The sequence below is a fragment of the Streptomyces sp. NPDC047515 genome (assembly GCF_040643055.1).
Lineage (GTDB): Bacteria > Actinomycetota > Actinomycetes > Streptomycetales > Streptomycetaceae > Streptomyces.
The window spans coordinates 88,473-101,031 of sequence record NZ_JBEYTM010000002.1 but is presented as its reverse complement, the minus strand read 5'-3'; the positions used below and the strand labels follow the sequence as shown (position 1 = coordinate 101,031).

Here is a 12,559-nt window from a genome sequence, read left to right as displayed (position 1 = left end):
CAGAACCGCCGGACGCCGGACGGGCCAGGCCCGTCCGGCGTCGGCAGGGACCGGAAAACTCAGAACAGACGCAGCTTGTCGTCCTCGATGCCGCGCAGCGCGTCGTAGTCGAGCACCACACAGTCGATCCCGCGGTCCGTCGCCAGCACCCGGGCCTGTGGCTTGATCTCCTGCGCCGCGAAGATGCCCTTCACGGGGGCGAGATGGGGATCGCGGTTGAGCAGCTCCAGATAGCGGGTCAGCTGTTCCACGCCGTCGATCTCGCCGCGCCGCTTCAGCTCCACGGCCACGGTCTGCCCGTCGGCGTCCCGGCACAGGATGTCGACCGGTCCGATGGCGGTGAAGTACTCGCGGCGGATCAGGGTGTAGCCCTCGCCGAGTGTCTCGATCCGGTCAGCGAGGAGTTCCTGCAGATGCGCCTCGACGCCGTCCTTGATCAGGCCCGGGTCGACGCCCAGCTCATGGGACGAGTCATGGAGGATCTCCTCCATCGTGATGATCAGTTTCTCGCCCGCTTTGTTCACCACGGTCCACACACCGGCGGTGTCGTCCGTGCCCTCTTTGAGCGTGCAGGGCGGTGACATCCAGTTGAGGGGTTTGTACGCCCTGTCGTCGGCGTGGATCGAAACACTCCCGTCCGCCTTCACCAGGATCAGACGGGGAGCGGAGGGCAGGTGGGCCGTGAGCCGGCCGGCGTAGTCCACGGAGCAGCGGGCGATGACGAGACGCATGGTCGGCAACGCTACTCGACGACGGGGACTCCACGCGATTCTCCCCCGTCGCCCGCGACCACCCCGGACCAGGACGTTCCGGGCTTGCCCCTCTTTGTTCCCCTTCGTTATTGGCCGGTTGTGTTCCCAATCTCCTGGTGCGGCCAGGACTGCGCCCTTACCGTGTAAGCGGGAGGTCGCCGTGTGTGCACGCTGCGTCGCCGTCCTCCTTCCCTGCCCGTAAGGCCCCGGCTCGCTGTCGGGGTCGCGAGAGGAGAACCCATGTCGCTCGACGTCTCACCGGCGCTGTTGGAACAGGCCGAGCGAGGCGAGGTCGACGAAGCCGACTTCGTCGACTGCGTCCGGACCTCCCTGCCCTACGCATGGGAGATGATCAGCTCTCTGGTGGCTCAGCTGAAGGTCGACGGCGGCGAGTTCGCCGACAACCAGACGCCCCCGCCGGACGAGCAGGCACGTGGTCAGCTGCTGCGCGCGCTCGCGAGTGATGCGATACGCGGCGCGCTGCAGCGGCACTTCGGGGTGCGCCTGGCATTCCAGAACTGCCACCGCGTCGCGGTGTTCCCGCTGGACGCCTCGGTCGACGAGCGTCTGGCCCGCTTCACCTCGGTGAGGGGCCAGTTGCTCAATCAGTCGCCCGAACTCCGGGACTGCTAGGCCGTGTCGTCCTGGGACGACACCACTTAGGGGCGTTCTCGCGCCTGTGCCGGCGGATCAGGGTCGGACAGGGCGCGGCGTCCCGTGCGGTGCGTCGCGAGATGCCGGAACGTCCAGGACGGGATCACCCCTGCTCGAACGAGGTCGAGTGCTCGGGCAGGGTGCCGTTCGGATGTTCCGGCACGGCCGCGAGGTGCCGTGCCGGGCGTCGCATCCCGGCCATGAGCCGCCGGACACGCGCTGAACGCTTCTGCCGCTGTTCCGGGCCGTTGGGGGCGCGACCGGCTCCGGGGCGGCAGCCCCCGTACCCCTGACGAGTTCTCATGTGAGCAGTGGCAGTACTTCGGTGCCCAGCCGCGCTACGTTCTCCTCCGTGGCCGCCAGATCTCCCGAACCCTCCGTCAGGAGCGCGAATCGGGTGATGCCTGTCCGCTCGGCCGTGGCCGCGAGCCGGTCGGCCGCGAGCCGGGGCGGGCCCACCGGATGAAGGCCGCAGAGCAACTCCGTATAGGCGACCGGGTCGCGCATCACCCGGTGCCGGCCGTCGACCGTCACATGGGCGTCCAGGCCCTGCCGCAGCCAGCCCGGCATCGCCTTCACGAGCGTCTCCACGGCGTCCTCGGAACGGTCGGCGATCTGGGCCACCCCCGCGGACACGTGTCCGGCCTCGCGGACGCTCTCGGGCGAACGGCCCGCGGCGAGGGCCGCGGAGCGCCACAGAGCGATCATCCCGGCCTTCTCCTCGTCACCGCAGTGCATCCCGAGCAGTATCGGCAGACCGTTCTCCGCGGCGAGCCGTACCGTCTTCGGCGAGGTGCACGCGACGACGACCTCGGGGCCGCCGGGGCCCTCGCCGCCGTCCCGTTCGAGCAGTTCGTCGGCCCGGGGGACCACCGCCACCTCGCGGAAGTCGTAGCGCTCGCCGTTGCCCGCGACCCGTGGTTCGCTCAGCCAGTCCAGCAACAGCTCCAGGGCCTCCGGGAAGCCCTTCTCGTACGCCTCCAGGCCTCCGCCGAACACCTCCAGGTCCACCCAGGGGCCGCCCCGGCCGACGCCGAGCGTGAATCTGCCGCCGCTGGTGAGATGGAGCAGCGCGGCCTGTTCGCCCAGCGCGACCGGGTGCTGGGTCGGCAGCACGCTCACCGCCGTACCGACCCGGATTCTCCGGGTCCGGCCGAGCAGCAGCGCGGCCAGTGTGACGGCGGACGGGCAGACCCCGTACGGCACGAAATGATGTTCTGCCAGCCAGACCGAGTCGAGGCCGGATTCCTCCGCGACCTCGGTGGACCGGATCGCGCGATGCAGCGCTTCCCCCGGTCCCTGCCCCGGAAACTGGGCTGCCAGTACGAACGTTCCCACACGCATGGCCAATTGCCTCCTTGCGGCCGACGCGGCTCTCCCCTACCGGCAACAACGTCTGACACGTGCCAAAGGCACGGTCCAGTAGCAAGTTGTTGCGATTTTCCGGTAACTCACTCCGTCCGCGAAGCCGCCCCGGACGGTACGGACGCCCGCATCGGCCGAATGGCCCTACGCTGGACGGGAACTGCCCAGCCTGCCCCGTGAGGTGTCACGTGTCCCCGCGCCGCAACCGCCCACGAGGCGGCGAGAGTCCCCACGACAGCCCGGTGGAGCCCGGGGCCCGGTACGGGGGCGGCGGTCGGACGGAGGAGTGGCGCGGCGAGGAGTGGTCGGTCCGCCCGGTGAGTGGTGCGAGCGCGGCCGGAAAGCGCTACCGCTGCCCCGGCTGCGACCAGGAGATCCCGTCCGGCGTCCCGCACCTGGTGGCCTGGTCGGAGTACGGCGGGATCGACGACCGCAGGCACTGGCACAAGGCATGCTGGAACGCGAAGGACCGCCGCACCACACAGGTGCAGCGGTCCAGGAACGCGCCTCGCTACTGAGGTCCGGCGGCCGGCCCGACCGACCGGCGACCGGTCACACGTCGCGCTGGTCCAGCGTCGCGTAGGCGGCGGCCATGGCCACGGCCGTCAGCCCGAGCATGATCCACAGCGGGTCCCAGCCGGACGGCCCCGACCCGGTGACCGACGTGTCGTAGAACGCGCTGAGCTGGCTGGGGATCGAGTACTCGAGGAGTGCCTGGCGCAGACCGGCCAGCGAGTCCGAGAACATGAAGATGGCCAGCACGAGCGGCAGCAGCACCACCCCGATCATGATCGTGATCGCGCCCGCGGAATGCCGGACGAGCGCACCGATCGCCAGCGAGAGCAGGCCCAGCAGCGCGATGTAGAGGCCGACGCCGACCGTGGCGCGCAGCCAGTCGTCGCCGCTGGGCTCCTTGCCGTCCAGCATGGCCACCTGTACCGCACCGACCACGGCGGTCACCACGGTCGTGAGGATGAAGGTGAGCAGGAAGAAGACGATCGCCTTGGCGGTGAGCACCCGGCTCCGGCTGGGGCAGGCCGTCAGCGTCGTGCGGAACAGGCCCGTGCTGTACTCCGAGGCGGTGGTCAGCACGCCGAGCGTGATCACGCAGATCGAGCCCAGGAGCACGCCGAAGAAGCCGAAGCTGAGCTCCGGGACATCGCCGATGACGGCGTGGGTCATGGTCAGCAGGACCGCTGCCATGATGCCGAAGCCGAGGAGCAGCACGACCAGGACGCCGAGCGTCCACATCGTGGAGCGCACGGAACGGATCTTGGTCCACTCGGAGGCGAGCGCGTCGCCGAGGGTGGCGCGGCGGACCGGGATGGGGGAGGCGTAGAGCCCGTGCGCGTTCTGCTGCGGGGCGGGGGGCTGCTGGTACGGCGCCTGCGGGGGCGGCGGTGTGGTCATCGGGCGTCCTCGCTGGTCTCGCTCTTGGTCAGGTCTGCGGGGGCTGCGGCGGTCCCGGAGGGGGCCGGGGCGGTCTCGGACGGGGCCGGGGCGACGAGAGCCGCTGGGGCCCCCGCGTACGGGTTCTGTCCGGGCGGCGGCGGGGCGTACCAGCCCTGCTGCGGCATCTCCGGGACCGGCTGCTGAGGCGGTGCCCCGTAACCGGGCTGCGGTCCGTACCCGCCGTGCACCGGCTGCTGCAGCCCGGCCTTCTGGTCCTCCGTCGAGCGGTAGTCCACGGCGCCCTGCGTCATCCGCATGTACGCCTCCTCCAGCGAGGCCTGGTGCGGCGAGAGCTCCCACAGCCGGACGTCCGACCCATGGGCCAGATCGCTGATCCGCGGCAGCGCGAGCCCGGTGATCCGCAGCGCCCCGTCCGGCTCCGGCATGACCTGGCCGCCCGCCTCGGTGAGCGAGGCGGTCAGCTTCTCCCGCTGCTCCCGCGCGCCGTCCGCGACCCGCACCCGGGCGAAGTCGGCCGAATTGGCGGAAATGAAGTCCTTGACGCTCATGTCGGCGAGCAGCTGCCCGCGGCCGATCACGATCAGATGGTCGGCGGTGAGCGCCATCTCGCTCATCAGATGGCTGGAGACGAAGACCGTACGGCCCTCGGACGCCAGCGTCTTCATCAGGTTGCGGACCCAGAGGATGCCCTCGGGGTCGAGGCCGTTGACGGGCTCGTCGAAGAGCAGCACCTGCGGGTCGCCGAGCAGCGCCGCCGCGATGCCGAGCCGCTGGCCCATGCCGAGCGAGAAGCCCTTGGACCGCTTCCGCGCGACCTCGTGCAGACCGACGACACCGAGCACCTCGTCGACCCGGGCGGCCGGGATGCCGGCGAGCTGGGCGAGCGAGAGGAGGTGGTTACGGGCGCTGCGGCCGCCGTGCACCGCCTTCGCGTCCAGTAGCGCACCCACCTGTCGCGGGGCGTTCGGCAGGCTGCGGAAGGGGTGACCGCCGATCGTGACATGGCCGGCCGTCGGTCGGTCCAGGCCCAGCATCATGCGCATGGTGGTGGACTTGCCCGACCCGTTGGGACCCAGGAATCCGGTGACGGCACCCGGCCGCACCTGGAAGGAAAGGTTGTACACGGCCGTCTTCGCACCGTAGCGCTTCGTCAGGCCGACTGCCTCGATCATGCTCCAGCCCCATCGACTCTTGTCCGTCGTCGGGGCCCAGGCCGTCCGGCCACACGCCCCCCGTAAGAGTTAGGAGGATATCCAGGCCTTGACGGTTCCGGCCAAGTCGTTACAGGAGCGCGTCGCTCCGCGTCGGAGCGGACGGGATGCTTCCGGCCGGGGCGCGCAAGTCGCTCACCGGCCGTGCGCCCCGCCCCCGGCGAGCGTCCCGCCCGCACCCGTCACGCGTCCCGCGCCTTCAGTACGAGATAGCCGCCGACCAGTGCGGCCGCCACCCAGGCGAGCAGAATGCCGAACCCGCCCCACGGCCCGTACGGGGCTGGATTGCTGTTCATGGCGTCGGGCACCACCTGCATGATCTTGGACCCGGCTTGGTCGGGGAAGTAGCGGGCGACCTTCTTCGCGCCCGGTACCGCCGACAGGATCTGGGAGACCAGGAAGAAGAACGGCATCAGAATGCCGAGCGACAGCATGGAGCTGCGCAGCATCGTCGCCACACCCATGGAGAAGATCCCGATCAGGCCCATGTAGAGGCCACCGCCGACGACCGCGCGCAAGACGTGTTCCGCACCGATGTCCGTGCGGTGGTCGCCGAGGAGCGCCTGACCGAGGAAGAACGAGGCGAAGCTGGTGACGATGCCGACCACCAGGGCCAGCACCCCGGCCACGGCGACCTTGCTGAAGAGGAACGAACCGCGCTGGGGCACGGCGGCCAGCGAGGTACGGATCATGCCCGAGCTGTACTCCGTACCGACCACCAGCACACCGAAGACGACCATGGCCAACTGGCCGAGGACCATCCCGGAGAAGCTGATGAGCGTCGGGTCGAAGGTGGCCTGCTCCGCCAGGGGAAGGTCCTTGAACTGGGCGTTCATCAGGGCACAGAGCGCCGCGCTCATCGCGACGGTGACGACGAACGCGGCGATCAGGGTCCAGACGGTCGAGGAGACCGTGCGGATCTTGGTCCATTCGGAGGTGAGGACCGCGGGTACCGATGCCATCGTCGTCACACCCCCTTGCCGGTGCCGGAGACGTCGGAGATGCCGGAGGTACCGGAGATGCCGGAGGTGCCGGGCGCGCCCGGCACGCCGGGACCGGCCCGGTCGGAGGCCGTCCGCTGGTCGTACTGATCGCCCCAGTGCGGGCCCACGGGCGGTGCCTCACCGAGGTCCGAGTGCGCGTGGTACTCCACGGAATCCGCCGTCATCTGCATGAACGCTTCCTCCAGCGACGCCCGCTGGGAGCTCAGCTCGTGGAGCACGATCTGATGCCGGGCGGTGAGTTCGCCCACCGCCTCGGTGGTGGCGCCGTCGATCTCCAACGTGCCGCTGCCCGCCTCGACCACGACCATGCCCTCCTCGTGCAGCACATCGCGCAGCCGCTCCTGCTGCGGGGAGCGCAGCCGTACGTAACTGCGCGAGTTCTGGTGGATGAAATCGGCCATCGAGGTGTCGGCAAGCAGCCGTCCCTGACCGATCACGATCAAGTGGTCGGCGGTGAGTGCCATTTCGCTCATCAGATGCGAGGAGACGAAGATCGTCCGGCCCTCCGCGGCGAGCGCCTTCATCAGATTGCGGATCCAGTGAATGCCCTCGGGGTCGAGGCCGTTGACGGGCTCGTCGAAGAGCAGCACCTGCGGGTCGCCGAGCAGCGCCGCCGCGATGCCGAGTCGCTGGCCCATGCCGAGCGAGAAGCTCTTGGACTTCTTCTTCGCCACCGCGCTCAGACCCACGGTGTCCAGCACCTCCGCGACCCGGCTCTCCGGGATGCGGTTGCTCTGCGCGAGACAGAGCAGATTGTTGTACGCGCTGCGCCCGCCGTGCATCGACTTGGCGTCCAGCAGCGCACCGATGTACTTGAGGGGTTCTGCCAGGTCGCGGTAGTGCTTGCCGTCGATGCGCACCGAACCGCTGGTCGGGTTGTCGAGATCGAGCATCATCCGCATCGTCGTGGATTTGCCCGCCCCGTTGGGGCCCAGAAAGCCCGTCACCATCCCTGGCCTGACCCGGCACGAGAGCCGGTCGACGGCGACCTTGTTGCCGAAGCGCTTGGTGAGACCATCGAGCTCGATCATGCGTTCACGCTAGAACGGCCGCGCGCCCGGCGCCACCACAAAGGCGGAACCGGGCGCGCAAGAAGTACACGTGCGGTACTGCGGGGTCGGCCGGACAGCTGAGCGGTCAGCGAGTCCGCGCCGAGAGACTCAGCGGGTCTGCTGAGCCGGGACGCCGCGGGTGGCCGGCTCGTCGTCGGCCGGGGCGCCGGCGGCGGCCACCGCCGCACCGGTCAGCGTCGCCAGCATCTCGCGGACGTTGGTCAGCTGGGCGTTGATCGAGTCGCGGCGGTTGGTGAGCGCCGCCAGCTCGCGCTCCGATTCGCTGCGGATCCGGTCGGCCTTCGCGTTCGCGTCCGCCACGATGTCCTCGGACTGGCGCTGCGCGGTCTCCACCGTCTGACGGGCCCGGCGCTCGGCGTCCGTGCGGAGCTTCTCGGCCTCCAGACGGAGCTGCTCCGCGCGGTGCTCGATCTCGGCGAGGCGCTTCTCGGCCTTGGCCTGACGGGACGCGAGGTCGCGCTCCGACTGGTCGCGGCGCTTGGCCAGATTGGTCTCGAAGTCCGCGGCGGCCTGGGCGGCCTTGGCGCGGGTCTCCTCGAAGAGGGCGTCCGCCTCCTCGCGCTTCTGCGCGGCGTCCTTCTGAGCCTCCGTACGCAGCGAACCGGCCTCACCCTTGGCCTTCTCGACGATACGAACGCCCTCGTCCTCGGCCTTCGCCTTGCGCTCGGCGGCGAACGACTCGGCGTCGTTGCGCACCTGCTGGGCGGCCGACTCGGCGAGCTCACGGTGCTGCTCGGCGGCGCGACGGGCCTCCTCGCGCAGGTCCTTCGCCTCCTCCTCGGCCAGGCGGAGAATCTTCTCCACGCGTGCACCGAGGCCGGCGTACGACGGCTCCGCGTCGTTCACCTGCGCCTGGGCGTTCTGCGTTTCGAGGTGGAGCTCCTCGATGCGCTTTTCCAGAGACGTGATGCGGGTGAGAGCACTATCACGATCGGCGACGAGCTTGGTAATGCGGTCATCCACCTGACCGCGGTCGTATCCACGTCGCACGAGCTCGAAGCCGAAGGGGGAGGAAGGGTCGCTCATGAGGTTCCTGTCGAATGAGACCGGTGAGGTGTTAGGGGGAATCCTAGGGGTCCGGACGGCGTGTCATCGAGTGGATGCCCGTTTGATCTGGAGAATGACACCCCTTTTGAGTGGCTGACCCCCGTAACCCTTGCCACTCTCAGGGTTGAACGTCCTTGACGAAGCACGGGAGATGACAGGACGACTACCCCTCGGACGACTTGCCACTCGAACGAGTGCCGGCCGAGGCCCCGGCTTTGACGCCGCTCGTGGCGCCGCCGCCCGAGCTCTTGCCGCCTGTCGGCGTCTCGAACGACTCCAACGCCTCCAGTACGTCCTGGACTCGGGAGATCTCGGTGTTGATGTCCGCGCGCCGACGCACCAGCAGATCGAGCTCGCGCTTGCCCTCGTCCACCGTGCGCTTCGCCTCCGCCTCGGCGTCGGCCCGCAGCTTCTCGGCCTCGCGGACCAGCGTGGCCTTCTTCTGCTCGGCCTCCTTCAGCAGTGACTCGGCCCGCTTCACCGCCGCGATCCGGACCTTGCTCGCCTCCGAATTCGCGTCCGCCAGCAGCTCCTTGGCCTTGGCCGCCGCCTCGTCGCGCTGCTCGGTCGCCGCCTTCATCAGGTTGTCGACGCGCTCGCCCGCCGTCTTCATCTGCTCGGAGGTCTCCCGCCGGGCCCGGTCGTGCAGCTCCTCGATCTCGCCCTCGGTCCGGGTCCTGAGCTCCTCGACCCGTTCCCGGATGGCGGTGGCGTCCCGACGCGCGCCGACCAGCAGCTCGTCCGCGTCCGTACGGGCGCGCTCCACCAGGGAGTTGCCCTCGACGGTCGCCTCCGAGGTGATCCGCACGGCCTCCTTGCGGGCCGCGCCGACCATCGTGTCGGCCTGCTCCTCGGCCTCGGTGGCAGCGCGCAGCGCCTCCTCCTGGGCCTTGTTGACGAGCTGGTCCGCCTGCTCGGCGGCATCGGCACGGCGCTTCGCCGCGGCCTCCCGCGCCTCGTCCAGCAGCCGGTCCGCCTCCTGACGGGCCTCCGCCCGCATCTGCTCGGCCGCGGCCTCCGCCTCGGCACGCACCCGCTCGGACTCCTCGCGGGTACGGACCGCGTGCTCCTGCGCCGAACCGACGGTGGCCGCCGCCTCCGCGCGCATCCGCTCGGCCTCGTCCGCGGCCTCGTCCGCCAACCGGGCCGCCTGCTGCGTCGCCTCCTCGACCAGCCGGCGGGCCTGCTGCGTCGCCTCCTCGACGAGCTGGGTGGCCTGCTGCGTCGACTCCGTACGGATCCGCTCGGCCTCGCTCGTCGCCTCGCCCACCAGCCGGTCGGCCTGGGTCGCCGCGTCGGAACGCATCCGGTTGGCGTCCTCGCGGGCCTCGGCCCGGCTGCGCGCCGCGTCCTGCTCGGCCGAGGCCAGCGCGTCGGACGCCTCGGTGCGCATCCGCTGGCTGTACTCCGAGGTGTCCGCGCGCAGCCGCTCCGACTCGCTGATCGCGTCGGCGACGGTCCGCTCGGCCATCGCCTTCGCGGCCTCGGACTCCTCCCGCGCCTCCTGACGGATCCGGGACGCGTCCTCGCCGGCCCGCTCCCGCTCCGCGTGCGCGTCGGCGCGGACCCGGTCCGCCTCCTCCTGCGCCTCGGACTTCGTCCGCTCCGCGACATGCTCGGCGGTGGAGCGCAGCCCGGCGATCTCCTTCTCGGCCTGCTCCTGCAGCCCGCTGACCGAATCCCGTACCTGCTGGGCGGTCTGCTCGGCCGTGGAGACCAGTTCCGTCGCGCGGCTGTCCGCCTCCTCGACCAGGCGTTGCGCCTCGGCCTGCGCCTGGTCGACCCGCTTGCGGGCGGAGGCGAGGAGCTCCTCGCTCTGTTCGCGGGCGCGCTCGCGCTCCTGGTTCGCCTCGGTGCGTGCCCCGTCGAGGGTCTCCTCGGCCTCCCGGCGGCGGCGGTTGGCCTCCTCCTGGGCGGCGGCCAGTGCCTCGGCGGCCTCCGTGCCCACCCGCTCCGCGGCCGCGGCGGCCTCGGACCGCACCCGGTCGGCGCTCTCCTGCGCCTCGGACTTGAGCCGCTCCGCCTCGGCGGCCGCCTCGCCGCGCAGCCGCACGGCGGTGGACTCGCCCTCCGCACGCGACTGCGACGCGTCGGCCGCGGCCTCGTCGCGCAGCCGCTCCGCCTCGGTCTCGGCCTGCTCCCGCAGCGCCCGCAGCCGCTCCGCGGCCTCCGCGCGCAGCTGCTCGGACTCCTCGTTCGTCTCACGCCGGATGCGCTCCGCCTCGGCGCGCGCGTCGGTGAGCGCCTGCTCGGCGGTGGTGACCCTGGTCTCGGCCTCGGTATGCAGCCGGGTCAGCTCCTCGGCCGCCTCCGCCTGCCGGGCCGCGACCGCACGCTCGGTCTCCTCGCGCAGCTCCTGCGCGGCCTGCTCGGCCCCGGTGATGGTGGACCGGGCCTGCTCCTCGGCCTCGCCGCGCAGCTGCTCGGCCTCGGCGCGGGCGCGTTCCAGCCCCTCCTCGGCCTGCTTGCGCAGCACGCCGGCCCGCTCGGCCGCCTCGGTGCGGACCCGCTCGCTCTCGGTGGACGCGGTGCCGCGCAGCTCCTCCGCGTCCGCCTTCGCCTTGGAAAGCAGCTCCTCGGCGGTCTTCGCGCCCTCCTCGATCTGCTGCACGGCCTCGCGACGGGCCTCGCCGCGGATCCGCTCGCCCTCGGCGACGGCCTCGGAGCGCAGCTGCTCGGCCTCGCCGCGCAGCCTGCGCGCCTCCTCCTGCAGCTCGACCGTCTTGGCCCGGTACTCCTTGGTGTCGTCCTTGGCCGCGCCCTTGAGCTGGTCGGCCTGCTCGGCGGCCTCGCCGCGCAGCCGGTCCGCCTCGGCCTCCGCCTCGCGGCGGATCCGGTCGGCCTCCTCGCTCGCCGCGCCGGTGGTGGACTTCGCGTCCTCGGACGCCTTGGTCAGCACCTCCTCGGCGGCCCTGGCGGCCTTGGCGAGCTGGGCCGCGGCGTCCTCGGCGGCAGCCGTGCGGGCCTTCTCGGCCGCCTCGGACTTCAGCCGGTCCGCCTCGGCGCGGGCATCGGCGAGAGCCTGCTCGGCCTCCGCCTTGAGGTTCTCGGTCTCCTTGGTGGCCTCGCCGACCAGCCGGGCGATCTCCGACTTGGCCGTACGGGTGCGCTGCTCGTTCTGCGACTCGGCGGCGGCCAGCCGCTTGACGGCGGCCTCCTTCGCCTCCGCGGTGACCTTCTCGGCCTCCAGCCGGGCCTCGCGCAGCCGGGTCTCGGCCTCCTGCATGCGCTGCTCGGCGGCCCGGTTCAGCTCGGCGGTCTGCTGCCGGGTCTGCTCGGTCTCGGCCGTCGTCGACGTACGCAGCCGCTCGGCGTGGCTGGTGGCCTCCTGCGCCTGGCTGGAGGCGGCGCTCAGCAGCCGCTCTGCGTCCTTGCGGGCGCGCAGCAGGATCGACTCGGCCTCGGCACGGGCCGACTCCGCCTCGGCGCCGAGCCGCTGCCGGGTCTCGTCGGCCAGCCGGCCCGCCTCGGCGCGCGCGGCCCTCAGGGACTGCTCGGCCTCGGCCCTGGACTCCTCCAGCAGCCGACGCGCCTGGGACTCCGTCCGGGCCCTGAGCTGTTCGGCCCAGGCGACGTTCTCGTTGACATGGGACTCGACGGTCTGGCGGCGCTCGGCCAGCTCCTGGTCGAGCTGCTGGCGCCGCTGCACGGCCTCGTTGTGCAGCTCGGCCTGGAGCCGTGCCTGGTGCTCGGCGTGCTCCTGCAGGATCCGCTGCGTCTGCGCCCGCGCGTCGCGAAGCTCCCGCTCGGCGTCGGTCCGCAGCTGCTCGGCCTGGATCTGGGCATTACGGAGCAGCTGGTCGGCCTGGTAGCCGATGTCCGCGCTGTCGTAGGCGGGACGGGTCGCGAGATTGCGCCGAGCCTCGTGCAGCTTGGCGCGCAAGACCTCGACCTGGTAACCGAGGTCCTCGGCGTGCTGGACGGCCTTCTCCCGGTCGGTCTTCAGCCGGTCCATCTCGGCCTCGAACCGCGAGAGATGGTCGTCTTCAGCTCGGTGGCTCTCCTGGCGTTCGTAGCCCCGCACTGCGCGGTCCCATCCG

Annotated in this window: 10 protein-coding genes; 2 read left to right on the top strand and 8 right to left on the bottom strand. The window is 71.3% G+C overall.

Features of this window, described 5'->3' with window-relative positions; all coding sequences use genetic code 11:
* Positions 1-59: 59 nt before the first annotated feature.
* The gene (gene nucS, locus ABZ826_RS01865) at positions 60-731 is read right to left on the bottom strand and encodes an endonuclease NucS (RefSeq protein WP_361440658.1); all 672 of its coding nucleotides are present in this window, start codon (positions 729-731) and stop codon (positions 60-62) included.
* A 261-nt stretch (positions 732-992) separates the two neighbouring features.
* Here nucS and ABZ826_RS01860 point away from each other — a divergent pair, with 261 nt between their 5' ends.
* Entirely contained in the window at positions 993-1,385 is a 393-nt protein-coding gene (locus tag ABZ826_RS01860; protein ID WP_030971516.1) for an SCO5389 family protein, read from the top strand.
* Between the two features lie 321 nt (positions 1,386-1,706).
* Here the strand turns inward: ABZ826_RS01860 and ABZ826_RS01855 are convergent, their stop codons facing one another.
* Positions 1,707-2,750, bottom strand: coding sequence for an LLM class flavin-dependent oxidoreductase (locus tag ABZ826_RS01855; protein WP_361440655.1), 1,044 nt, complete (start codon positions 2,748-2,750; stop codon positions 1,707-1,709).
* A 209-nt stretch (positions 2,751-2,959) separates the two neighbouring features.
* On the opposite strand from ABZ826_RS01855, the gene ABZ826_RS01850 reads away from it, so the two are divergent.
* Positions 2,960-3,289 (top strand): ATP/GTP-binding protein, encoded by a 330-nt coding sequence (locus ABZ826_RS01850; protein ID WP_361440652.1) that lies wholly within the window; start codon positions 2,960-2,962, stop codon positions 3,287-3,289.
* A 34-nt stretch (positions 3,290-3,323) separates the two neighbouring features.
* Here the strand turns inward: ABZ826_RS01850 and ABZ826_RS01845 are convergent, their stop codons facing one another.
* The 6 genes from ABZ826_RS01845 to scy all read right to left on the bottom strand — a co-directional run bounded on the left by ABZ826_RS01845 (position 3,324) and on the right by scy (position 12,543).
* Complete coding sequence (locus ABZ826_RS01845; protein WP_361440649.1) at positions 3,324-4,181, bottom strand: ABC transporter permease subunit; 858 nt, start codon at positions 4,179-4,181, stop codon at positions 3,324-3,326.
* Positions 4,178-5,356, bottom strand: coding sequence for an ABC transporter ATP-binding protein (locus ABZ826_RS01840; RefSeq protein WP_361440646.1), 1,179 nt, complete (start codon positions 5,354-5,356; stop codon positions 4,178-4,180). The genes ABZ826_RS01845 and ABZ826_RS01840 overlap by 4 nt, the downstream gene beginning before the upstream one ends.
* 221 nt (positions 5,357-5,577) lie before the next feature.
* Entirely contained in the window at positions 5,578-6,357 is a 780-nt protein-coding gene (locus ABZ826_RS01835; RefSeq protein WP_361440643.1) for an ABC transporter permease subunit, read from the bottom strand.
* 5 nt (positions 6,358-6,362) lie between these two features.
* Entirely contained in the window at positions 6,363-7,430 is a 1,068-nt protein-coding gene (locus tag ABZ826_RS01830) for an ATP-binding cassette domain-containing protein (RefSeq protein WP_361440641.1), read from the bottom strand.
* A gap of 129 nt (positions 7,431-7,559) precedes the next feature.
* Positions 7,560-8,498, bottom strand: coding sequence for a cellulose-binding protein (locus tag ABZ826_RS01825; protein WP_361440638.1), 939 nt, complete (start codon positions 8,496-8,498; stop codon positions 7,560-7,562).
* 184 nt (positions 8,499-8,682) lie between these two features.
* Positions 8,683-12,543 (bottom strand): polarized growth protein Scy, encoded by a 3,861-nt coding sequence (scy, locus tag ABZ826_RS01820; RefSeq protein WP_361440635.1) that lies wholly within the window; start codon positions 12,541-12,543, stop codon positions 8,683-8,685.
* Positions 12,544-12,559: the final 16 nt, after the last annotated feature.